The 21,690-nt window shown below is 71.8% G+C and carries 21 protein-coding genes and 1 riboswitch; of the genes, 18 read left to right on the top strand and 3 right to left on the bottom strand.

The window, feature by feature from the left end:
• The first annotated feature begins 51 nt into the window (after positions 1 to 51).
• Positions 52 to 182, top strand: a riboswitch (FMN riboswitch).
• Between the two features lie 153 nt (positions 183 to 335).
• From ribD to ACFYV1_RS24365, 10 genes are all read left to right on the top strand, one after another.
• Complete coding sequence (ribD, locus tag ACFYV1_RS24320) at positions 336 to 1,424, top strand: bifunctional diaminohydroxyphosphoribosylaminopyrimidine deaminase/5-amino-6-(5-phosphoribosylamino)uracil reductase RibD (protein WP_389397639.1); 1,089 nt, start codon at positions 336 to 338, stop codon at positions 1,422 to 1,424.
• A gap of 1 nt (position 1,425) precedes the next feature.
• Positions 1,426 to 2,034 carry a riboflavin synthase gene (locus ACFYV1_RS24325; RefSeq protein ID WP_389397640.1) on the top strand — a complete coding sequence of 203 codons (609 nt, stop codon included), beginning with the start codon at positions 1,426 to 1,428 and terminating at the stop codon, positions 2,032 to 2,034.
• Positions 2,035 to 2,039: 5 nt separating this feature from the next.
• Entirely contained in the window at positions 2,040 to 2,684 is a 645-nt protein-coding gene (locus ACFYV1_RS24330) for a nicotinamide riboside transporter PnuC (protein ID WP_389397718.1), read from the top strand.
• Positions 2,681 to 3,970: a bifunctional 3,4-dihydroxy-2-butanone-4-phosphate synthase/GTP cyclohydrolase II gene (locus tag ACFYV1_RS24335; protein ID WP_389397641.1), complete on the top strand. Its 1,290-nt coding sequence runs from the start codon at positions 2,681 to 2,683 to the stop codon at positions 3,968 to 3,970. Before ACFYV1_RS24330 ends, ACFYV1_RS24335 begins: the two co-directional genes overlap by 4 nt.
• Before the next feature lie 89 nt (positions 3,971 to 4,059).
• Entirely contained in the window at positions 4,060 to 4,545 is a 486-nt protein-coding gene (gene ribH / locus ACFYV1_RS24340) for a 6,7-dimethyl-8-ribityllumazine synthase (protein ID WP_389397642.1), read from the top strand.
• A 33-nt stretch (positions 4,546 to 4,578) separates the two neighbouring features.
• A complete protein-coding gene (locus tag ACFYV1_RS24345; RefSeq protein ID WP_264242247.1) occupies positions 4,579 to 4,851 on the top strand; it encodes a phosphoribosyl-ATP diphosphatase in 273 nt (90 codons plus the stop codon).
• Positions 4,852 to 4,904: 53 nt separating this feature from the next.
• Positions 4,905 to 5,753, top strand: a complete 849-nt coding sequence (gene hisG, locus ACFYV1_RS24350; protein ID WP_389397643.1) for an ATP phosphoribosyltransferase — start codon at positions 4,905 to 4,907, stop codon at positions 5,751 to 5,753.
• A gap of 16 nt (positions 5,754 to 5,769) precedes the next feature.
• Positions 5,770 to 6,258: a PH domain-containing protein gene (locus ACFYV1_RS24355; RefSeq protein WP_389397644.1), complete on the top strand. Its 489-nt coding sequence runs from the start codon at positions 5,770 to 5,772 to the stop codon at positions 6,256 to 6,258.
• Positions 6,259 to 6,467: 209 nt separating this feature from the next.
• Complete coding sequence (locus ACFYV1_RS24360) at positions 6,468 to 7,844, top strand: hemolysin family protein (protein ID WP_389397645.1); 1,377 nt, start codon at positions 6,468 to 6,470, stop codon at positions 7,842 to 7,844.
• Positions 7,841 to 8,998, top strand: coding sequence for a hemolysin family protein (locus ACFYV1_RS24365; RefSeq protein WP_389397646.1), 1,158 nt, complete (start codon positions 7,841 to 7,843; stop codon positions 8,996 to 8,998). The genes ACFYV1_RS24360 and ACFYV1_RS24365 overlap by 4 nt, the downstream gene beginning before the upstream one ends.
• Positions 8,999 to 9,008: 10 nt before the next feature.
• Here the strand turns inward: ACFYV1_RS24365 and ACFYV1_RS24370 are convergent, their stop codons facing one another.
• Both ACFYV1_RS24370 and ACFYV1_RS24375 read right to left on the bottom strand, forming a co-directional pair.
• On the bottom strand, positions 9,009 to 10,904 hold the full coding sequence (locus ACFYV1_RS24370; protein WP_389397647.1) for an AAA family ATPase: 1,896 nt from the start codon (positions 10,902 to 10,904) through the stop codon (positions 9,009 to 9,011).
• A gap of 382 nt (positions 10,905 to 11,286) precedes the next feature.
• Complete coding sequence (locus ACFYV1_RS24375; RefSeq protein ID WP_389397648.1) at positions 11,287 to 11,919, bottom strand: uridine kinase; 633 nt, start codon at positions 11,917 to 11,919, stop codon at positions 11,287 to 11,289.
• Positions 11,920 to 12,108: 189 nt separating this feature from the next.
• Here ACFYV1_RS24375 and ACFYV1_RS24380 point away from each other — a divergent pair, with 189 nt between their 5' ends.
• From ACFYV1_RS24380 to ACFYV1_RS24395, 4 genes are all read left to right on the top strand, one after another.
• Positions 12,109 to 13,485 (top strand): peptidase C39 family protein, encoded by a 1,377-nt coding sequence (locus ACFYV1_RS24380; protein WP_389397649.1) that lies wholly within the window; start codon positions 12,109 to 12,111, stop codon positions 13,483 to 13,485.
• A 116-nt stretch (positions 13,486 to 13,601) separates the two neighbouring features.
• The gene (locus ACFYV1_RS24385) at positions 13,602 to 13,751 is read left to right on the top strand and encodes an SCO1431 family membrane protein (protein WP_389397650.1); all 150 of its coding nucleotides are present in this window, start codon (positions 13,602 to 13,604) and stop codon (positions 13,749 to 13,751) included.
• A 574-nt stretch (positions 13,752 to 14,325) separates the two neighbouring features.
• Complete coding sequence (locus ACFYV1_RS24390) at positions 14,326 to 14,991, top strand: TetR/AcrR family transcriptional regulator (protein ID WP_389397651.1); 666 nt, start codon at positions 14,326 to 14,328, stop codon at positions 14,989 to 14,991.
• A gap of 218 nt (positions 14,992 to 15,209) precedes the next feature.
• Positions 15,210 to 16,382: an acyl-CoA dehydrogenase family protein gene (locus ACFYV1_RS24395; protein ID WP_389397719.1), complete on the top strand. Its 1,173-nt coding sequence runs from the start codon at positions 15,210 to 15,212 to the stop codon at positions 16,380 to 16,382.
• 362 nt (positions 16,383 to 16,744) lie between these two features.
• Here ACFYV1_RS24395 and ACFYV1_RS24400 read toward each other — a convergent pair whose 3' ends face one another.
• On the bottom strand, positions 16,745 to 17,164 hold the full coding sequence (locus ACFYV1_RS24400; RefSeq protein ID WP_389397652.1) for a hypothetical protein: 420 nt from the start codon (positions 17,162 to 17,164) through the stop codon (positions 16,745 to 16,747).
• A 205-nt stretch (positions 17,165 to 17,369) separates the two neighbouring features.
• Between ACFYV1_RS24400 and ACFYV1_RS24405 the strand changes: the two genes are divergently transcribed.
• The 4 genes from ACFYV1_RS24405 to fxsA all read left to right on the top strand — a co-directional run bounded on the left by ACFYV1_RS24405 (position 17,370) and on the right by fxsA (position 21,553).
• Positions 17,370 to 17,810, top strand: a complete 441-nt coding sequence (locus ACFYV1_RS24405) for an Lrp/AsnC family transcriptional regulator (RefSeq protein ID WP_389397653.1) — start codon at positions 17,370 to 17,372, stop codon at positions 17,808 to 17,810.
• Between the two features lie 151 nt (positions 17,811 to 17,961).
• Positions 17,962 to 19,605: an amidohydrolase gene (locus tag ACFYV1_RS24410; protein WP_389397654.1), complete on the top strand. Its 1,644-nt coding sequence runs from the start codon at positions 17,962 to 17,964 to the stop codon at positions 19,603 to 19,605.
• Positions 19,606 to 20,115: 510 nt separating this feature from the next.
• Complete coding sequence (locus ACFYV1_RS24415) at positions 20,116 to 20,931, top strand: polyprenol monophosphomannose synthase (RefSeq protein WP_389397655.1); 816 nt, start codon at positions 20,116 to 20,118, stop codon at positions 20,929 to 20,931.
• A gap of 46 nt (positions 20,932 to 20,977) precedes the next feature.
• Positions 20,978 to 21,553, top strand: a complete 576-nt coding sequence (fxsA, locus tag ACFYV1_RS24420) for an FxsA family membrane protein (protein WP_389397656.1) — start codon at positions 20,978 to 20,980, stop codon at positions 21,551 to 21,553.
• The last annotated feature ends 137 nt before the right edge of the window (positions 21,554 to 21,690 follow it).

Here is a 21,690-nt window from a genome sequence, read left to right on the forward strand (position 1 = left end):
TCACCCGCATGGTCCACCGCCGGTCGTGGCACACTGTCCCTGTATCAGCAGCAGCGCACTCCGGGGTCGGTGCAATTCCGAACCGGCGGTTACAGTCCGCGACCCGTCCGCAGCCAGCGGCCGGTTGACCAGGTGAAACTCCTGGACCGACGGTTAAAGTCCGGATGGGAGGCAGTGCGCGGCGGGTGTCCACCGACAGGTGTGCGCCGGCCGTCTGTCGGTCGCCGTTCCAGGCGACCGTCGCATTCGGCCTTGGCGTTCCCCCTGGTGTGATCCCGCTGTCCGTCGTCATCGACAGGCCCCGGAGTCCGTGCCCGAAGAGGCAGGAGGACCCGGTGGCCACCGCAGCCGACATGGACGCCATGCGCCGAGCAGTCGTGCTCGCCGCCCGCGGACTCGGCTCCACCAGCCCCAACCCGGTCGTCGGTTGCGTCATCACGGACGCCTCGGGACACGTCGTCGGTGAAGGCTTCCACGAGCGCGCCGGCGGACCGCACGCCGAGATCCACGCCCTTCGCGAAGCCGGGGTCCTCGCCCGCGGCGGCACCGCGTACGTCACCCTCGAACCCTGCAACCACACCGGCCGCACCGGCCCCTGTGCCCAGGCCCTGACCGAGGCCGGGATCGCCCGCGTCGTGTACGCGGTCGCCGACCCGAACCCGCAGGCCACGGGCGGCGCGGACACCCTGCGCGCAGCCGGCGTCGACGTCGTGCACGGCCTGCTGGAGGACGAGGCGGAGACCGGCAACATCGCCTGGCTCACCTCCGTACGCCACGGCCGTCCCCACGTCACCTGGAAGTACGCGGCCACCCTCGACGGCCGGGTCGCCGCCGCCGACGGCACCAGCCGCTGGATCAGCTCACCGGAGTCCCGCGCCGACGTCCACCGGCTGCGCGCCGAGAGCGACGCCGTCGTGGTCGGCTCCGGCACCATGCGCGCCGACGACCCCCACCTGGCGGTACGGGGAATCGAAGGGGTCACCCAGCCGCTGCGCGTGGTCGTCGACACGAACGCGGCAGCGGTCCGGCCCGGCGCCCGGGTCCTGGACGACGCGGCACCCACCGTGATCGTGGTCGCCGACGACGTCCCGGCCGCGGCGCTCCCCCCGGGGGAGACCTGGGCGCTGCGGCGCGCCGCCGGCGGCGGAATCGACATCCCGCACCTGCTGACCACGCTCCACGACGCCGGTGTCCGCTCCGTACTCCTCGAAGGCGGCCCGACCCTGGCCGGCGCCTTCGTCGCCGCCGGGGCCGTGGACCGCGTCATCGGCTACCTCGCCCCCGTACTCCTCGGCGCGGGTCCCGCCGCCCTCGCCGACGCCCGAATCACCACCATCACTGAAGCGTTGCGGCTCCATGTAACGGACACCGTGCGCATCGGCACCGACCTGCGCGTCACCGCGACAGTCCCCAAGGGAGCCTGAAGTGTTCACCGGAATCGTCGAAGAACTGGGCGAGGTCACCGCCGTCGAGAACCTGGGCGACGCCTCCCGCTTCCGTCTGCGCGGCCCGATCGTCACCGAGGACGCGAAGCACGGCGACTCGATCGCCGTCAACGGCGTCTGCCTGACCGTCGTCGAGCTGGGCGACGGCGAGTTCACCGCCGACGTGATGGCGGAGACACTCAGGCGCTCCAGCCTCGGCTCCCTCGAGGCCGGCTCACGCGTCAACCTCGAGCGGCCCACCGCCGTCGGCGCGCGGCTCGGCGGCCACATCGTCCAGGGACACGTCGACGGCACCGGCACGGTCGTCGAGCGGACCCCTTCGGAGAACTGGGAGATCGTGAAGATCTCGCTGCCCTCCGGGCTCGCTCGATACGTTGTCGAGAAGGGCTCGATCACGGTTGACGGCGTCAGCCTTACCGTGGTCGAAGCAGGCCCCGACCACTTCACGATCAGCCTCATCCCCACCACCCTCGCGCTGACCACGCTCGGCATCAAGCAGCCCGGCGACACGGTCAACCTCGAGGTGGACGTCATCGCCAAGTACGTCGAGCGGCTGCTCGGCGCGCAGGCCGAGGAGAGTGCCGAGTGAGCGCCCTGAACTGGCTGAACGCCGAGGCCTTCACAGCCTTCGGCCAGCCCATCAAGTGGTCCGACATGATCGGCAACATCGTCGGCCTGATCGCCCTCGCCCTCGGGTGGCGGCGTTCCATCTGGACCTGGCCCGCCCAGTTCGTGTCCGGCGTCATCCTCTTCGCCGCCTTCGCCACGTCCCACCTGACCGGCAGCGCCGGCAAGCAGGTGGTCGTCATGGCCGTGGCGGTGTGGGGGTACTGGCAGTGGACCCGCGGCCGGAAGCAGGGGCAGGACGGCTCGATCGCCGTCAGGTTCGCCACCTGGCGCGAGCGCGGCTACCTGCTCGGCGGAGCCGTGGCCGGCACCCTCGCCGTGGGCGGACTGTTCACCCTGTACCCGTCCCTCTCCTGGGACCCCTGGCCCGACGCCTACATCTTCGTGGGAACCCTCGTCGCGATGGTCGCCCAGGCCCGCGGCCTGGTCGAGTTCTGGTTCGCCTGGCTCCTCGTCGACCTGGTCGGTGTCCCGCTCAACTTCGCCAACGACTTCGCCTTCTCCGGCTTCGTCTACGTCGTCTACGGCGCGCTCGTCCTGTGGGGCCTGCGTGACTGGTGGCTGCGCTCCCGGCGGAACGCCAAGCCCTCCCTGGAAGGAGCACCGGCATGACCGCACTGCCCGTCTGGTACCCGGCCGGCAACACAGAGGACCTCTCCCTCGACCCCGTCGAGCAGGCCGTCCGCGACATCGCCGCGGGCCGCCCCGTCGTCGTCGTCGACGACGAGAACCGGGAGAACGAGGGCGACCTCGTCATCGCCGCGGAGAAGGCCACCCCCGAGGTCGTCGCCTTCATGATGAGCGAGTGCCGCGGCCTGATCTGCGCCCCCATGGAGGACGACGAGCTGGAGCGCCTCGAACTGCCCCAGATGGTGCAGCACAACACCGAGTCGATGCAGACCGCGTTCACCGTCTCCGTCGACGCGGGCCCCGCCTACGGGGTGACCACCGGCATCTCCGCCTCCGACCGCGCCACCACCCTCCAGATGCTCGCCGGCGGCAAGGCGGGCCCCGCCGACTTCGTGCGCCCCGGCCACATCTTCCCGTTGCGCGCCAAGCCAGGCGGCGTCCTCACCCGCCCCGGCCACACCGAGGCCGCGGTCGACCTCGCCCGGCTGGCGGGTCTGCGGCCCGCCGGCGCGATCGTGGAGATCGCGGGGGAGGACGGCGTCATGCTGAGGCTTCCCGAGCTGATCCCGTTCGCACGCAAGCACGGTCTGACGATCATCTCCATCGAGGACCTGATCGCCTACCGCCGCAGCGCGGAGCCCACCGTCAGGCGCGAGGCGGAGGTGAACCTGCCCACCTCGGCGGGTGAGTTCACCGCCTACGGCTACCGGTCGACGGTCGACGGCATCGAGCACGTCGCCCTCGTCCACGGCGACATCGGCGACGGCGACGACGTCCTCGTACGCGTCCACTCCGAATGCCTCACCGGCGACATCTTCCACTCGCTCCGCTGCGACTGCGGTCCCCAGCTGAACGCGTCCATGGAACGCATCGCGGAAGCCGGCCGGGGTGTGGTCGTGTACCTGCGCGGTCATGAGGGCCGAGGCATCGGGCTGCTGTCCAAGCTGCGGGCGTACGAACTCCAGGAGCGCGGCAGGGACACCCTCGACGCCAACCTCGAGCTCGGCCTGCCCGCCGACGCCCGCGACTACGCCGCCGGCGCCCGGATCCTCGAGGACCTCGGCGTGCACAGCGTGCGGCTGATGACGAACAACCCCGACAAGTCCACCGCCCTCGTCAGGCACGGGATCACCGTCCTCGAACGGGAGGCGATGCCCGTCCAGGCGGGCGAGCACAACCTGCGGTACCTGCGCACCAAGCGCGACCGGATGGGACACGACCTGCCATGGCTCGACGCGGCCCCCGCGTCGACCTGCGGCAACCAGTAGCACCGCGCGACGAGCAGCACCGCGCAACCAGTACCACGCGCAACCAGTACCACTGCGCGACGAGCAGCGAAGAACGGCTAGGGAGAAACATGAGCGGCAAGGGTGCGCCCGAACTGTCCGTCCGCAACTGCGGCGACCTGCGGGTCGCGGTGATCGCGGCCCAGTGGCACGAGAAGGTCATGGACGGCCTCGTCGACGGCGCCCTGCGGGCGCTGCACGACCTGGGCATCGACGAGCCGACGCTGCTGCGCGTCCCCGGCAGCTTCGAACTGCCGGTGGTGGCCAAGGTGCTGGCCGGCCGCGGCTACGACGCGATCGTCGCCCTCGGCGTCGTCATCCGCGGCGGCACACCGCACTTCGAGTACGTGTGCCAAGGCGTCACCCAGGGCCTCACCCAGGTCTCCATCGAGACCGGTGTCCCCGTCGGCTTCGGCGTACTGACCTGTGACACCGAGGAGCAGGCCCTCGACCGGGCCGGGCTCGAGGGTTCGAACGAGGACAAGGGCCACGAGGCGGTCACCGCGGCCGTCGCCACGGCGACCGTCCTGCGTTCAGTATCCGAACCCTGGCGCTGAGCAGCGGCCGCTTCCGCGTAGTCTGGGACCACCATGCCGAATAAGACGTTCGAGGAGCTCTTCGCCGAGCTCCAGCAGAAGGCCGCCGAGGGCGACCCCGCCACCTCCCGCACCGCCGAGCTGGTGGGCAAGGGCGTCCATGCCATCGGCAAGAAGGTCGTCGAGGAGGCCGCCGAGGTGTGGATGGCCGCCGAGTACGAGGGCAAGGACGCCGCCGCCGAGGAGATCTCGCAGCTGCTGTACCACGTCCAGGTGATGATGGTCGCCCGCGGGATCTCCCTCGACGACGTCTACGCCCACCTCTGAGCCGTCCCGCCCCACCGTCCACACACACCACGCGAACAAAGGAAGCCCGTCTCATGCTGCGCATCGCCGTCCCCAACAAGGGTTCACTGTCCGGACCTGCGTCGGCGATGCTCCATGAGGCCGGCTACCAGCAGCGCAAGGAGTCCAAGGAGCTCGTCCTCGTCGACCCCGAGAACGAGGTCGAGTTCTTCTACCTGCGCCCGCGTGACATCGCGATCTACGTCAGCTCCGGCAAGCTCGACATCGGCATCACCGGCCGCGACCTGCTGCTGGACTCAGGGGCGAACGCCGAGGAGATCCTCCAGCTCGGCTTCGCCCGCTCCACCTTCCGCTACGCCACCAGGCCCGGCACCGCGAACGGCGTCACCGACTTCGGCGGTATGACGATCGCCACCTCCTACGAGGGCATCGTCGCGAAGCACCTCGCCGACAGCGGCATCGACGCCTCCGTCGTCCACCTCGACGGCGCCGTGGAGACCGCGATCGAACTCGGCGTCGCCCAGGTCATCGCCGACGTCGTCGAGACCGGCACCAGCCTGCGCAACGCGGGCCTCGAGGTCATCGGCGAGCCCATCATGACCTCGGAGGCGGTCGTCATCCGGCGCACCGGCGCCGACCCCGAGCACGCCCAGGTACAGCAGTTCCTGCGCCGCCTCCAGGGCGTCCTGGTGGCCCGCAGCTACGTGATGATGGACTACGACTGCCGCGTCGAGAACCTCGAGCAGGCCGTCGCCCTCACCCCCGGCCTCGAGTCCCCGACGATCTCCCCCCTGCACCACGAGGGCTGGGTCGCCGTCCGCTCCATGGTCGCGGCCAAGGAGGCCCAGCGGATCATGGACGACCTGTACGCGCTCGGCGCGCGGGCCATCCTCACCACGGCCATCCACGCCTGCCGCCTCTGAGGACGTGAGTCACAGCATGTCCGCCACTGCTCCGACGCCCCGCCCGCCCGCGCTCCCGGTCACCTTCAGGCCGACCCGTACCCGGATCGTCCTGCTGACCGTGGGCACGGCGATGCTCGCCGTCGTCACCGCCATCACCCTGCTCCTCGAGCGGCTCAGCGCGCCGGAGAAGATCAGCTTCATCTTCACGGCGCTGCTCTTCTTCGGTGTGCTCGCCCTGCTGAGCCGTCCGAAGGTCGTCGCCGACGACGACGGCGTGACCGTCGTCAACCTCACCCGTACGCGCCGACTCGCGTGGGCGGAGATCCTGCGGGTGAATCTGCGGTCCGGCGACCCGTGGGTCTTCCTCGACCTCAGCGACGGCACCAGCCTGCCCGTGCTCGGCATCCAGCCCGGCATCGCCAAGGCGCGGGCCATCGACGACGCCCGCGCCCTGCGGGCCCTCGCCGAGACTCTCGGCACCCGTCCGGAGGAGCCGCGCGGCACCCGCCCGGGCGAACAATGACCGGCAGCGCCCCTGCCCCCGACGGGCCCGGCTTGATTACCCTGTTGGGCGGCGGCGCCGAGTGCGCCCCGCCCCGCACCACCCGGCCCCGGCCGCCGGCGGGGCACCCTGCGACCCGAGGAGTGACTCCCTCCAGCAATGGACGGATCGTCCGGTAGTACCTGCGCCGCCCCCTCCCCGACGCCCGGACAGGGCCCGGAGGCGGCGGCATGATCACCCCGCTTCTGCTGCTTGCCGCAGCGTTCCTTCTCATCCTCGCCAACGGCTTCTTCGTGGCCGCCGAGTTCGGACTCGTGACCGTCGAACGCCCCGACGCGGAGCGCGCCGCGGCCGAGGGCGACCGCCGGGCCCGCCGCGTCGTCGCAGCCCTGCGGGAGCTGTCCTTCCAGCTCTCCGGCACCCAGCTCGGCATCACCATCACCTCGCTCGTCGTCGGCATGCTCGCCCAGCCGGCCCTCGCCGAACTGCTCGACGCCCCGCTGACCGCCACCAAGATCCCCGAAGGCGCCGTGCCCGGCGTCGCGGTGGTCATCGGCATGCTGCTGGCGTCCGCCGTGCAGATGGTGATCGGCGAACTGGTCCCCAAGAACTGGGCGGTGTCCCGCCCGCTGCAGGTGGCCAGGTTCGTCGCCGGACCGCAGACCGCGTTCTCGGCCGTCTTCCGCCCGGTCATCACCCTCCTGAACGCCGCCGCCAACCGTCTCGTACGGCTGGCGGGCGTGGAGCCCGCCGACGAACTGGTGTCCGCCCGGACCCCCGGCGAGCTGATGTCCCTGGCCCGCCATTCGGCGCGGGCGGGCACCCTGGAACAGGACACCGCGGACCTGTTCGTCCGCACCCTGTCCCTCGGCCACCTCACCGCCCAGCATGTGATGACCCCACGGGTGAAGGTCAGCGCCCTCCAGTCGGACGCCACCGCGGCCGACGTCCTCAACCTCACCCGCGCGACGGGACTCTCGCGCTTCCCCGTGTACCGGGAGCGCATCGACGAGATCGTCGGCATGGTGCACCTCAAGGACGCCCTCGCGGTGCGGGCGCAGGAACGCCGGCGGGTCGGGGTGGACAGGATCTCCGTCGCGCCGCTGCTGGTGCCGGAGACCCTCCCGGTCCAGCAGCTGCTGGGACAGCTGCGCAGCGAGCAGCCCATAGCCGTCGTCGTCGACGAGTACGGCGGCACGGCCGGCGTCGTCACGCTCGAGGACATCGTCGAGGAACTCGTCGGAGAGGTGCGCGACGAGCACGACGACGAGACCCACGCCCGTCCCGAGCTGGCACCTGCCGCGCCGGAGGACGGCAGGCCCGTGTGGGAGGCGGACGGCAGCTGCCGTGTGCTGACACTCCGCCGGATAGGCCTCGACGTGCCGGACGGCCCCTACGAGACCGTCGCCGGTCTCGTCGCCGACCTGCTGGGACGCATCCCGGCCCCCGGCGACCACGCCGAACTCCCCGGCTGGCGCCTGTCCGTGCGCCAGGTCGACCGCTACCGCGCCGAGCGGGTCCGGCTGGTGCGCACCGCCGACGCGGCCGCGCCGTACGGGACGAGCGCCGGCGCCGTGACAGAGGCGATGACGGGGGCCGCCGGGTGAGTGCCCTCCAACTGCTGTTCGCCCTGCTGCTGGTCGTGGCGAACGGATTCTTCGTCGGCGCGGAGTTCGCCCTCGTCTCCGTACGCCGCAGCCAGGTCGAGCCGCTCGCCGCAGCGGGTTCCTCGCGGGCCCGCCAGGTCCTGCACGGTCTGGAGAACCTGCCGCAGATGATGGCCGCCGCCCAGTTCGGCATCACGGTCTGCTCCCTGACCCTCGGCGCGGTGGCCGAGCCGACCGTCGCACACCTGCTGGAGCCGGTCTTCCACGCGGCCCGTGTGCCGGAAGGGCTCGTCCACCCCCTCGGCTATGTGATCGCCCTGGCCGTCGTGGTCTTCCTGCACCTCGTGGTCGGCGAAATGCTGCCGAAGAACCTGGCGATGGCGGCCCCCGAGCGGACCGCCCTGTGGCTCGGCCCCGGCCTCGTCGGCTTCGCCCGGCTCTGCCGTCCCGTCACCAGCGCCCTGGGCCTCTGTTCCCGGCTAGTCCTGCGGGCCTTCCGGGTGGAGCCGAAGGACGAGATCGAGGCCGTCTTCACCAGCGTGCAGCTCGGCCGGCTCGTCGAGGACGCGGGCTCCGCGGGGCTTCTGGAACCGGAGGAGCAGGAGCGGCTCGAGGACGCCCTCGAACTCGGCAGCCGCCCCGTCGCCGACGTCCTGATCCGCCGCTCGGAGCTGGTGACCGTCGCGCCGTCGGTCACCCCCCGGCAGCTGGAGGAGCTGACGGTGCGCACGGGTTACTCGCGCTTTCCCGTCTGCGGCGAGGGAGAGGGCCCGTTCATGGGCTATCTCCACGTCAAGGACGTGCTGGACCTCGAGGACGCGGAGCGTGCGGTTCCCCAGTACGTCTGGCGGCCGATGACGACGCTGCGCGCGGAGCTGCCGCTGGACGACGCGCTCACCGTGATGCGCCGCGCGGTCACCCATCTCGCGCAGGTGGCCGACGCCTCGGGACGGGTGCTCGGACTGGTCGCGCTGGAGGACGTACTGGAGAAGCTCGTCGGTGAGGTGCGCGACCCGGCCCACCGGATGGCCGCGCCGGGGACGGCCCGTACCACCCCTTCGCCGTCGGCTCCCCGGAAGCCCGAAGGAGCCGCCGCCAAGGACGGTGCTCAGGACGGTGCCCAGGACGGCGCGGGGGAACTCGTGAACGGCTGAGGAGCCCGGATCAGCCCAGAGGAGGGTCCTGCCGGCCGCGGCTGCCCGGGCCGCGGCCCGACAGGACCTCCCCGTACGCCTGCATCAGGTCGGGCAGCCGAAGCGTCGACAGGTCCTCGCGGGTCGGCGGGCCGGGGTAGCCGGACAGCCGCAGGTCACGGTAGGCACAGCTCTTCTCGTACAGGGTGCGCAGGAAGCGGCCGTTGCCGAGTTCGTCGATCCACCCCTGGTCGACGACGTGGCCGCTGATCGAGCAGAGCTCGTCGCGCGCCTCCTCGTCCCACACGTCACCGTTGTCGGCGGCCAGCACGCCACCTATCGCGGTGAGTTCCAGCGGCCGGTACGAGGGGAAGTCGACGCGGGTGGTGAAACGGGACGACAGGCCCGGGTTCGCGGCGAGCAGCCGGTCCATGCCCTCCGGGTACCCCGCCAGGATGACCACCAGATGGTCGCGGTTGTCCTCCGCGCGCTTGAGCAGCACCTGAAGGGCCTCGTCGCCGTACGCGTCGCCCTTGCTGTAGCCGGAGTTGGACAGGCTGTACGCCTCGTCCACGAAGAGCACACCACCGAGGGCCGAGTCGATCAGCTCGTTGGCCTTCACCGCCGTCTGGCCGAGGAACTCGCCCACCAGATCGGCGCGCTGGGCCTCCACCAGATGATCGCCACCGAGCAGCCCCAGGGCGTAGAACACCCGCCCGAGGATGCGGGCGACGGTCGTCTTGCCCGTCCCCGACGGGCCGGAGAAGACGAAATGCCGCTTCGGCGGCTGTACGGGCAGCCCCTGCCCGGCGCGCAGCCGGGCCATCTCCAGCTGCGCCGACAAGGCCTTGACCTGCCGCTTCACCGGTTCGAGTCCCACCATGCGCTCCAGCTCCGCCAGCGCCTGGGCGAGCAGCACCGGGTCGGTGGGCCCGGCGGGGAACCGCGGGGGAGAGGTCTGCGCCGGGACGGTCGCCCTGCGCCGCGGCGTCTCGTCCGGTCCCACGGGAACGGTCCCCGGCAGAGGCCCGCCCGGGTCGCCGCCGAACCGTGGTTCCGGGCTCTGCGGCGCCTCGCCGTCCGCCTGGACGTCCGCCGCCTCACCGCCGAATCCGGCGAGGGAGACGGCGGCCAGGCCGACCGAGTCGTCGTACACGTCGATCCCGTCGTACTCCGCGATGGCCGCCAGGCGCGCCGAGGTGTCCATGAAGGCCGGATCGATGCGGTGGACGGCGCGGTAGAGGGGCAGCGCCGCCGCGCTGCGACCGGTGCCCTCGTGCGCGCGGGCCAGCCAGTACCGCAACTCCTTGCGCTGCGGCTGCTCGCTGCGGCAGCGCATCAGGGCGGCGGACAGCAGCGGCTCCGCCTGCCCATACATCTCCAGACGTACCCGCGCCATGCCGCCGAAGAGCCCGGCCTCGATGCCCAGGAGGGGGTCGTCGACCAGCGACTCCGTGTGGCGCACGAGCTGTTCCCAGTCCTTGACGAGATAGGCCCGGCAGGCGTGCAGAAACCGAACGTGGGGGTCGGTGTCGACCGGTGGCAGCGCGGCGAGCGCCTGGTCGAGTTCGGGAACGTGGCGGCCGTCGAGCCAGTGCGAGGCGTGCGCGAGCAGCAGGTCGCGGGGGCTCTCCAGTACCGGTTGCACCCACCAGCCGAGCCAGTACCAGGAGTTGAGGGTGCGGCGGTGCCGGGCCCGTTGCTCGCCGAAGCGGTCGCGGCCGCGGTACATGTGCAGCAGGGCGGTGGAGGTGTCGACGCGCAGGGCGTGCAGGCCCAGCCAGGCGTCAGCCATACCCGGGTCCAGCCGGACGGCCGTGCGGAACTCCTCCTCGGCCTGCGGATACGCGCCCATGGTGCAGGCGTCCACGCCGCGCACCCAGGCGAGGTCCGCCGGCGTCCGTGCGCCCTGCGTGCCGATGTCCATAGGGTCCCCCCACTCCCCCCACAAACCGTGCACCAGTGTTGTCGCGCCGGGTGGACGCCCGCGGACGGCGACCGGAACAGCCCGGCCACGTACGGCAATTGACGACCACCGGGTGCATCGTACCCGCGTGAGGGGTGGCGAATAAGAGCGCCGTGGCTGTGTGGCGGCGGCCCGGCAACGGTGACCCAGCGTGAACAGGCGGGGTACCAGAGGGGGCGGCGAAGAGGTGAAAGGGGGCAGAACGAAGCCCCCGATCACGGGGGAACAACCGGGGGCTTCGCGTCTGCGGCGGCTTCGGAAAGCCGCACATTGAGAACGTAAGACCTGTACGCCCCGTCGGTCAAGCAGAGTTGAGGCAGTCTTGAGCCAGAATTCCGACTACTCAGTATGCCGGGGGAAAGCCCTCACTTTGTGTGACTGATTGGTCCGGACCCGCAGTCCCATCGGGCACCTGGAGCCACTCGTATCCCTCGGGGCACTCACGTATCAGGGCATCGGCGAACGGCCTGGACGGGTCGGACGAGAAATGGCGTGTCTCCGCCGCTGTCCACCCGTCCCAGAACCCCGAGAGCCCCGCGCCGTCGCGGGCTCTGCCACGCGCCCACGACTCCTCGGCGCCCCGGTCCATCCACAGCAGCGCCGCGAGATACGGGCGCAGAGCGCGCCGCCCGGCCCCCACTCCCTCGACCAGGACCAGCGGCTGCGCGGGCAGGACCCGGGCCGTGAGAAATCGCCGCAGATTCCAGTCGTACGGGTGATACGACGCGTCCCGGCCGCGTGCCAGCGGTCCGATCACCTCGCTCAGCATCCGCCCGGTCCAGTCGAACAGTTCTTCGTGGGTGGCCAGGTCGTCGAGGTGCAGCACGGGCACGGATCCACCGAGTGCACCGGCGAGCCGGCCGGTGAACGTGCTCTTGCCCGAGCCCGCGTGTCCGTCGACAGCGATCAGGCGCACAGGACCGCAGGAAGGGGGCAGAGCACGCAGCCGGGCAGCGTGGCCGTCGAGGTCGTCCATGGGGCCACCCTAGGAGCCCGCTGAACGGCGACGCAGGTCGCACCGGCCACACTCCGCAGGTCACGCCCCCTGGTCGCGCCAATGGACGAGACCAATATTGGGACCGCGACGCGGTGCGTATCTCTGGCAGAAGCGTGGCCCGACCCGGAATAGTGGCCCCACTGTCGCGCACCTGACTTTGGGGGCTCCATGGCTGGATCCACTTCGCGCAGAAACGTTCTGGGCGCCGCGATCGCGGCAGCCGCCACCGCGGGAACGCTGTCCGCCGCCACCGCCACCGCCGCCGCCCCCGCGGTCGCCGCGAGCGCCTCGGCGACGACGGCCCGGCGCTCGGCGGCACTCGTGGACAACCGCTTCTGGTCCTCGTACACGGACTGGCGCTGCGGCGACCGGGCCGGTACGAAGGCCGTCGCCGGGCGCCGGCCCGGCGTGGTGATCGACGAGCCCGCGGGGACGAGGGACTACATCGATCCGCACACCGGCAGGACGGCGCGCTGGGAGTTCGCCACCTGGACCTCACCGGTGCACCGGTCGGCCGTGCCCGCCACCGAGGTGATCGCCTCCTGGAACGCGGACACCCCGGCAGGAACATGGCTCCAGGTGGAGCTGAACGGCACGTACTCGGACGGCAGCGCGACACCCTGGTTCGTGATGGGGCGATGGGCCGCCGGCGACGCGGACATCCGCCGCACCTCGGTGGACGACCAGGGTGACGGCAGGGCGAGCATCTGGACGGACACCTTCTCCGTCGACGACGCGTCGAGCGGACTGCGCCTGGACACCTACCGGCTTCGGCTCACCCTCCACCGCCGACCGGGGAGCGGCCTCACGCCCACGGTGTGGCGGCTGGGCGCGATGGCCTCCGACATCCCGGACCGCTTCTCCGTCCCCGCGTCCGAGCCCGGCCTCGCTCGTGAGCTGATCGTGCCGCGGTACTCCCAGAACACGCATGTCGGCCAGTACCCGGAGTACGACAACGGCGGAGAGGCGTGGTGCAGCCCCACGTCGTCGCAGATGATCATCGAGTACTGGGGCCGCAGGCCGACGGCCGAGGACCTCTCCTGGGTGAATCCGGAATTCGAGGACCCCCAGGTCTGCCACGCCGCCCGCTACGTCTTCGACCACCAGTACGAGGGTTGTGGCAACTGGCCCTTCAACGCCGCCTACGCCGCCACCTACCGGGACATGAGCGCCGTCGTCACGCGGCTCACCTCCCTGACCGACCTGGAGACCCTGATCGCCGCCGGCATCCCGGCCATAACGTCCCAGTCGTTCCTCGAGGAGGAACTGACGGGAGCCGGCTACGGCACGTCCGGCCACCTGATGACGGTGATCGGCTTCACCGATGACGGTGACGTGATCGCGAACGACCCGGCGTCGCCGAGCAACGAGGCCGTGCGCCGCGTCTACCGCCGCGCGGAGTGGGAGAAGATCTGGCTGCGCACCAAGCGCTACAACGCGAGCGGGAAAGTGGTCTCCGGCACAGGCGGCGTCTGCTACCTGTACTGGCCGGCCCACCCCACGGCCGCCCAGCGCGGGGCTCTGGCCGCCGTAGGCGTCCACTGACCCGATCCACCGCTCCCGGGGCAGTGACCAATGTCTCTACCCCGGGGGCCGGTACGGCTGGCAGTGTGGGTGGGCAATGGGGGAGCCATCTGCCGGACGACCGAACGAGACGCACCATGACTTCGACCGCAGCCACCGTCGACCGCACGCTGCCGACGACCCGTACCGGCGGACCGGACGACGGGTCGGACCTCCTCGAGCACGTCCTCGGCTGGACGCTCGTCGTCGTGCTGGCCATGCTCATCACACAGGTCGGCCTGCTGTAGGCGCGACGCACGGGCGTGACCGGCGGTCGGGCGGAGCCCGGCAAGGCTGATCCGAGCCCTTGCGCATGGCCACGGCCGTGCGTCCGCGCCGCGGACGCCGGACCCGGAACCGTGTCCGTGCGTCACCGCGTGATCGTTTCCGGGTGCCCTGCGGCAGTCCGGTACCGGTCACGACAGGAAGGTGACCGCGCAGGCGGCGGCCAGGGCCGTGCCCCCGACGTCTGCCTCGCGGCTCTCTCTCCTCCGGGGGCGACCGGGCCGTGATCACGCGGCTCGGTGCCGTGCGAACCGGTGTCTCGCGGGCCTTCAACTCCTTGGCCGAGTCCCGGTACTGAGGGGCTGACGGGCGAGCGTGTCCGGACGCGGGTCATCGGCCTCCTGTCCGACGACGGCGAACTCCGGTACGCCGCGGCACACGCCCGCCAGGGCCGGCGAGCGTCTCAAAGCCCATGTGCCGCTGGTCCAGCGGCCCTCGTGAGGCGGCCCGTCGAACAGGGCGGCTGCCGCGTGGGCCGGCCCTGACATACTGCGATGATCCGCAGGATCCTCCGGCACGGCGAGACCAGGGATCATCTTGAGCAGCAGCCACCAGCGCGGCGAGACCGAACGGGCCCACACGCGGCGATCCGAACTCATCGCGATCGGCCGCAAGCTGTTCGCAGACACCTCGTACGACGCGCTGTCCGTCGACGACATCGCCCAGCACGCGGGCATCGCGAAAGGGCTGATCTACTACTACTTCAAGAGCAAGCGCGGCTACTACCTCGCCGTCGTCGAGGACTCGGTGGCCGAACTCGCCTCCAGGGCCGCGGGCGAGCGTGACCTGCCACGGGCCGAGCGCGTGCACCGCACCATCGACGCCTTCCTGACCTACGCCGAACACCATCAGGCGGCCTTCCGCACGATCGTGACGGGCGGCGTCGGCTTCGACACCGAGGTGCAGTCGATCAGGGACGCGGTGCGCGAGGAACTGATCGCGACCATCGCGGAAGGCGCCTACGGGCGGCGTGAGATCCCGGCACTGGCCCGGCTCGCCCTGCTGGGCTGGCTCAGCAGCGTCGAGCAGATCACGCTCGACTGGCTGACCGGCCCGGAACTCGACCGGAAGGCCGTGTGCGCCCTGCTGGTGCGGCTGCTGCGCGCCACGCTCCGTACGATCGCGGAGTTCGAGCCCACCTGCCCGGAACCGCCGCCGGCCGACCTGCCCGTCTCCGCACCGGTCACCGTCGCCACCGTCTGAGACGGGGAGCCGGCCGGAGTATCGCGGATCACGTCCCGGGCCCTCCTCCCACCCGTGACGTGCGCCATCCGAATCGGGCATACTCAACGCGCCACAAGCCGCTGTCCAGCCTCTTTCGTGATCCGGAAGGGCACTATCGGCCTGGCAGAACAACCGGCGGCGCGCCCCACCCTTCGCGCGTGACCGCCGCAGTGCCCGACAGGGAGGAGAGCGCCGCAATGCCCGACCGCGCTACGCAGCCGGTGGACCGTCAGCTGCCCACCGAGGAGGCCAGGGATCTGATCACCCTGGTCCGCGACATCGTTCAGCGTGAGATCGCGCCCCGCGCGGCCGAGGAGGAGGAGGCCGGGCACTTCCCGCGCGACGTCTTCTCGCTCCTGTCCGGTTCCGGACTGCTCGGCCTCCCGTACGACTCCGAATTCGGCGGCGGCGACCAGCCGTACGAGGTGTATCTCCAGGTACTGGAGGAGCTCGCGGCCGCCCGCCTGACCGTCGGCCTCGGCGTGAGCGTCCACTCCCTCGCCTGCCACGCGCTCGCCGGGTACGGCACCAAGGAGCAGCAGAGCGAGCACCTGCCCGCGATGCTCGGCGGCGGCATGCTCGGCGCCTACTGCCTCTCGGAGCCCGCCTCCGGTTCCGACGCCGCCTCGCTGCGCACCAAGGCGGTGCGGGACGGGGACGACTGGGTCGTCACAGGGACCAAGGCGTGGATCACCCACGGAGGAGTCGCCGACTTCTACACCGTCCTGGCCCGCACCGGCGGCGAGGGAGCCCGCGGCATCACGGCGTTCCTGGTTCCGGGTGACGCGCCGGGGCTGAACGCCGCGGTGCCCGAGAAGAAGATGGGCATGAAGGGCTCGCCGACCGCCCAGCTCCACTTCGACGGTGTCCGGGTCCCCGACGCCCGTCGCATCGGTGAGGAGGGGCAGGGCTTCGCCATCGCGCTCTCCGCACTCGACGGCGGCAGGCTCGGCATTGCCGCGTGCGCGATCGGCGTCGCACAGGCAGCCATGGACGAGGCGCTCGAATACGCCACGGGGCGCAAGCAGTTCGGTCGCCCCATCGCCGATTTCCAGGGCCTGCGCTTCATGCTCGCGGACATGGCCACCCGGATCGAGGCGGGACGGGCGCTGTATCTCTCCGCGGCCCGGCTGAAGGACGCGGGCCGGCCGTTCTCGCGGCAGGCCGCCATGGCGAAACTGTTCTGCACGGACGCGGCGATGAGCGTCACCACCGACGCGGTCCAGGTCCTCGGCGGGTACGGCTACACGCAGGACTTCCCGGCCGAGCGCTTCATGCGCGAGGCGAAGGTGCTGCAGATCGTCGAGGGCACCAACCAGATCCAGCGCATGGTCATCGCCCGCCACCTGGCGGGTCCTGAGACGCGCTGACCCACGCACCCGGCACCGGGTGCGCCGTGAGTCCGGTCCACTCGGGGTCGCGGCGCCCCGGCAGAGTTCTGCCGCGGCTCGCCCACAGCCGGACCAGGTCCCGGTAGATGGGCGGGTCGGCCGGGAGCGGAACCGATTCTTCATGGACGGGCACGACGAGGCGCCGACGGGCGTGCGCGGTCGCGTTGTGCGGGCTCATACCGAGCCAACGTGTCGTGCGGTGCCGCGGTTACCGGCCGGACTATTCGAGCGCCAGTGCAGGGGCTACCCGGTCCGCCGCCGCGGCCGTGGACGGTGGAGACCGTGCGCCGCAGCGGCCCGCCGCGGCGCAGAGGCACTCACCGGTTCCCGGGGCGCGTCGTTCAGGCGGCGCGCCGCATCGGCGGCACCTTCAGCGGGCGCGACCCGGGGCCGCCGACGTGCGAGAACGGCTGTGTGCGCCAGTCCAGCCCCTGGGGCAGCGTCAGCAGCAGTGCGGTGTCCTGCTCCTGCAGTTCCAGCGACTCGTCGGCGGGACGGGCGAGGGAGGCGTCCCGGCCGGTGCCCGAGCACACCGTCAGCCCGAACGGATTCCACGGCGTGGGGCACAGCGCGTGCTCGGGCAGGACGTCCTCGTCCGCCAGCAGCGCGATCGGCTGGGTGCAGTCCGGGCAGATGACCCGGTACATCTCGAAGGTGTCGTACGTGTCCAGGAACTCCGTCTCCGCCGGCTCGGCCGGATCAACGGGCTCCGGTTCGGGACGTCCGCTGCTCTTGGACTGCACGCTCTTGATGATCTGCATGGAGAATCTCCCCCTCGGATGGGCCGACCAGGCACTTGCGGCCTCGGCCACAGCAAGCAATGCCCACCGTGCCCGGCAGGTAACCGTGGGGTCACGGCGCATCGGCCGGGCAAACCTGTGGCATTCGTCACATGCCCGCCGCATGCGCCCTTCCGGCCCGCTTATGACTGTGCCGGAAGCGACCCGGGGCAATAGGTTGATCCGCATGGAGGAGCTGGATCGTCAGATCGTGGAATTGCTCGTCAAGGACGGGCGGATGAGCTACACCGACCTGGGCAAGGCCACCGGCCTGTCCACCTCGGCGGTGCATCAGCGCGTCCGGCGTCTTGAACAGCGGGGCGTCATCCGCGGCTACGCCGCCGTTGTCGACCCCGAGGCCGTCGGGCTGCCGCTCACCGCGTTCATCTCGGTGAAGCCCTTCGACCCCAGCGCCCCCGACGACATCGCCGACCGGCTCGCCGACGTCCCCGAGATCGAGGCCTGCCACAGCGTCGCCGGCGACGAGAACTACATCCTCAAGGTGCGCGTCGCCACCCCGCTGGAGCTGGAGCACCTCCTCACCCGCATCCGCTCCCTGTCCGGCGTCTCCACCCGCACCACGGTCGTCCTCTCCACCCCGTACGAGGCCCGCCCGCCGCGCGTCTAGCCCCCCTGGCGAACTTCGCCCTGTCGCGCCGCCCTTGCCAGGGCGCGCGACCGCCCTTTCTCGCAGCCTTCGGCGCCGGAGGTGCCCCCCAGCACCGGGCGACGGTCCTCCACGGGCAAGCAATGCCGGTCACGGAACTAGTCTTGTTGCCATGACCGAGAGCACCGCCCCCCAGAGCGAACACCGCACCGTGCTGCTGCGCGGCGGAGAAGTCCACAGCCCCGCCGACCCCTTCGCCACCGCGATGGTCGTCGAGAAGGGCCACATCGCCTGGGTGGGATCGGAAGGCGCCGCCGACGCGTTCGCCACCGGCGTCGACGAGGTCGTCGATCTCGAAGGCGCCCTGGTCACCCCCGCGTTCACCGACGCGCACGTCCACACCACATCGACCGGGCTCGCCCTCACCGGCCTCGACCTCTCCGCCGCCCGCTCCCTCACGGACGCCCTGCGCCTTGTGCGCGAGCACAGCGCGGCGCACCCCGGCGGTCAGGTGCTCCTCGGACACGGCTGGGACGCCACGCGCTGGCCCGAGCAACGCCCCCCGCGCCGCGGCGAACTCGACGAGGCCACCGGCGGACGCCCCCTGTACCTGCCGCGCGTCGACGTGCACTCCGCGGTCGTCACCACGGCACTGCTCGACCTCGTCCCCGGCGTCACGGATCTGCCCGGTTTCCACCCGGACGCCCCGCTGACCGCCGCCGCCCACCATGCCGTCCGCGCCGCCGCCCACGCGGCTGTCACGCCCGCGCAGCGCCGCGAGGCACAGCGCGCGGCGCTCGCCCACGCCGCGTCCCTCGGCATCGGCAGTGTCCACGAGTGCGCCGGGCCCGAGATCTCGGACGAGGAGGACTTCACCTCGCTCCTCTCGCTCGCCCGTACGGAGCCCGGCCCCCGCGTCGTCGGCTACTGGGCGCAGCAGGTCACCGACGAGAAGGACGCCCGGCGCATCCGCGAACTCGGCGCCGTCGGGGCGGCCGGCGACCTGTTCGTCGACGGCTCCCTCGGTTCGCACACCGCGTGCCTGCACGCCCCCTACACCGATGCCCCCGGCACCACGGGCAGTGCCCACCTCGACGCCGCCGCCGTCGCCGCCCATGTGGCCGCGTGCACGGAAGCCGGACTCCAGGCCGGGTTCCACGCCATCGGCGACGCCGCCCTGAGCGCCGTCGTCGACGGTGTCCGCGCGGCCGCCGACCGGCTCGGCGTCGCCCGTGTCCGAGCGGCGCGCCACCGGGTGGAGCATGCCGAGATGCTCACCCCGGAAACCATCGCGGCCTTCGCCGAGTTCGGTCTCACCGCGTCCGTCCAGCCGGCCTTCGACGCCGCCTGGGGCGGCGAGGACGGAATGTACGCGAGCCGGCTCGGCGTCGAGCGCGCCCGCACCCTCAATCCGTACGCCGCGCTGCTGCGCGCCGGTGTGCCGCTGGCCTTCGGCTCCGACAGCCCGGTCACACCGCTCGACCCCTGGGGCACCGTACGGGCCGCCGCCTTCCACCGGACGCCCGAGCACCGTGTCTCCGTCCGGGCCGCGTTCACCGCCCACACGCGCGGCGGCTGGCGAGCCGTCGGCCGCGACGACGCGGGAGTGCTGGTCCCCGGAGCGCCGGCCGACTACGCACTCTGGCGGACCGAGGAACTGGTGGTGCAGGCCCCCGACGACCGGGTCGCGCGCTGGTCCACGGACCCGCGCTCCGGCACCCCTGGCCTGCCGGATCTCGGGCTCGGCGCCGATCTGCCGGTCTGCCTGCGGACGGTGGTCTCCGGACGGACCGTCTTCGCGGGACCGAACGGGTGACGTAGGGACATTTCGCCACCCCTGCGCATTCTCCCACCGCTCCGCCTCGACCTGCGGATCTTCCCGCCTGACCTGGAACTTCCGGGAATTGACGCTGATCAGGCGACTGTTGACAGCCTCCGCCCACCGGCCGGTAGGTTCGGCCCAGTCCACCGAAGAACGTCCGACCGGCAACCTCCACGCAAGTCGTCGAACGCCGCTGGGTCATGGGGTGGTGTGCCGCACCGGCGCACCACCACTGGGAGCCAGGTTCAGCGCCCGCGCCTCGGGGGCAGAGGGAAGGTTTCAGCCGGTCGGCGGGTGCGACCCGGGTGGGGCCCGGCGTTCAGTAGACAACGGCTCTCGGTCGACCCGCAGCCAGCGGGCCCCAGGTCGGCCCGAAGGACGCCGGGCCCGATCCGTTGTGTCCCGGCGCTCCGGGGCCCCGGCGAGGGAAGTTTCGTGCCGCCGTGAGCGGCCCACCGCGGCTCGCTATGGTTGGGCTCTGCGTACGGACTTTAAGGGGCAGCAGTGAACGACGGTGGTGCGGTTCCCCACGGCGGACCACAGGGGAGGCGGTACGGGCCGCTCGGCAGAGCCCTGGTGATCATCCCCACCTACAACGAGGCCGAGAACATTCGGTCGATCGTCTCCCGGGTGCGGGCCGCGGTGCCCGACGCGGACGTACTGGTCGCCGACGACAACAGCCCCGACGGCACGGGCAAGTTCGCCGACGAGCTCGCCGTCCAGGACGAGCAGGTGCACGTCCTGCACCGCAAGGGCAAGGAAGGCCTCGGCGCGGCCTACCTCGCCGGGTTCGACTGGGGTATCGAGCACGGCTACGGCGTCCTGGTGGAGATGGACGCCGACGGCTCCCACCAGCCGGAGGAACTGCCCAGGCTGCTGACCGCCCTGAAGGGTGCCGACCTCGTCCTCGGCTCCCGCTGGGTGCCAGGAGGCCGCGTGGTCAACTGGCCCAGGCACCGGGAATTCCTCTCCCGCGGCGGCAGCACGTACTCCCGGCTGCTGCTCGGTGTGCCGCTGCGTGACGTCACCGGCGGGTTCCGTGCCTTTCGGGCCGAGACGCTCCAGGGCCTCGGGCTCGGCGATGTCGCCTCCCAGGGGTACTGCTTCCAGGTCGACCTCGCCCGGCGGGCGGTGGCGGCCGGTTTCCACGTCGTGGAGGTCCCGATCACGTTCGTCGAGCGTGAGCACGGCGACTCGAAGATGAACAGGGACATCGTCGTCGAGGCGCTATGGCGCGTCACCGCATGGGGTGTGGGGGAGCGGGCCGGCCGTCTGCTCGGGCGCAGGTCAACCGGGCCCCAGCCGCCGCGATCTTCGTGACGGGCCCCTTATGCCGCTTCGACGGGGGCCCAGGCACACTGGGAGCATGACGACCGGCGCACCGCCCCCGACCGCTCCCAGGCGCTCACGGGCCCGCACTTATCTCCCGCTTGCCGTCGCCGCATGGCTGGTCCTCGAGATCTGGCTGCTCACCGTCGTGGCGGACGCGGCAGGCGGCTTCGCCGTTCTCGGGCTGCTGCTCGGCGCCGGGCTGCTCGGGGCCGTGGTGATCAAGCGGGCGGGGCGGCGGGCCTTCGCCAACCTCACGCGGACGATGCAGCAGCAGACCGGTCAGGACGCGGCGCCCCCCACGGCCCCTGCCCGTGCGGAGGGGAACGGCCTGCTGATGCTCGGCGGCCTGCTGCTGATGCTGCCCGGCATCGTCTCCGACGTGGCGGGGCTGCTGCTCCTCCTCCCGCCCGTGCGGACCGGCCTCGGCCGGTTCGCCGAACGCTCGCTGGAGCGACGGGTGAACGCCGCCGTGCCGGGCGGTCTCGGCAACGCGTTCCAGCAGGCGCGTATGCACCGTCCGGACGGCAAGGTCGTCCAGGGCGAGGTCATCCGCGACGGTGCCGCCCCGCGGCGCGACGACGAGGACCCCCGGCCGCCGCTCACACCCTGACCGGCCGCTACGGGGCGCCCCTCCCGCGCGCTCTCGGCCGCCGCTCGCAGCACGCGCAGGTCGCGGCCGGCCTCCACGGCCGGTGTGCGGCCCCGGCACGGACGTCGGATCCTCTCGCGGTCCGGCCCCTCGCAGTC

It is taken from the genome of Streptomyces sp. NPDC003023 (assembly GCF_042888225.1).
Classification (GTDB): domain Bacteria; phylum Actinomycetota; class Actinomycetes; order Streptomycetales; family Streptomycetaceae; genus Streptomyces.

Excerpts from the sequence above, each read along its gene's own strand:
- ACFYV1_RS24380 (WP_389397649.1), top strand. The coding sequence starts at position 12,109 with ATGGCTGGATCCACTTCGCGCAGAAACGTTCTGGGCGCCGCGATCGCG.
- ACFYV1_RS24360 (WP_389397645.1), top strand. The coding sequence starts at position 6,468 with ATGATCACCCCGCTTCTGCTGCTTGCCGCAGCGTTCCTTCTCATCCTC.
- ACFYV1_RS24370 (WP_389397647.1), bottom strand. The coding sequence starts at position 10,904 with ATGGACATCGGCACGCAGGGCGCACGGACGCCGGCGGACCTCGCCTGG.
- ACFYV1_RS24400 (WP_389397652.1), bottom strand. The coding sequence starts at position 17,164 with ATGCAGATCATCAAGAGCGTGCAGTCCAAGAGCAGCGGACGTCCCGAA.
- ACFYV1_RS24375 (WP_389397648.1), bottom strand. The coding sequence starts at position 11,919 with ATGGACGACCTCGACGGCCACGCTGCCCGGCTGCGTGCTCTGCCCCCT.
- ACFYV1_RS24395 (WP_389397719.1), top strand. The coding sequence starts at position 15,210 with ATGCCCGACCGCGCTACGCAGCCGGTGGACCGTCAGCTGCCCACCGAG.
- fxsA (WP_389397656.1), top strand. The coding sequence starts at position 20,978 with ATGACGACCGGCGCACCGCCCCCGACCGCTCCCAGGCGCTCACGGGCC.
- ribH (WP_389397642.1), top strand. The coding sequence starts at position 4,060 with ATGAGCGGCAAGGGTGCGCCCGAACTGTCCGTCCGCAACTGCGGCGAC.
- ACFYV1_RS24345 (WP_264242247.1), top strand. The coding sequence starts at position 4,579 with ATGCCGAATAAGACGTTCGAGGAGCTCTTCGCCGAGCTCCAGCAGAAG.
- ACFYV1_RS24410 (WP_389397654.1), top strand. The coding sequence starts at position 17,962 with ATGACCGAGAGCACCGCCCCCCAGAGCGAACACCGCACCGTGCTGCTG.
- hisG (WP_389397643.1), top strand. The coding sequence starts at position 4,905 with ATGCTGCGCATCGCCGTCCCCAACAAGGGTTCACTGTCCGGACCTGCG.
- ACFYV1_RS24385 (WP_389397650.1), top strand. The coding sequence starts at position 13,602 with ATGACTTCGACCGCAGCCACCGTCGACCGCACGCTGCCGACGACCCGT.
- ACFYV1_RS24405 (WP_389397653.1), top strand. The coding sequence starts at position 17,370 with ATGGAGGAGCTGGATCGTCAGATCGTGGAATTGCTCGTCAAGGACGGG.
- ACFYV1_RS24335 (WP_389397641.1), top strand. The coding sequence starts at position 2,681 with ATGACCGCACTGCCCGTCTGGTACCCGGCCGGCAACACAGAGGACCTC.
- ACFYV1_RS24355 (WP_389397644.1), top strand. The coding sequence starts at position 5,770 with ATGTCCGCCACTGCTCCGACGCCCCGCCCGCCCGCGCTCCCGGTCACC.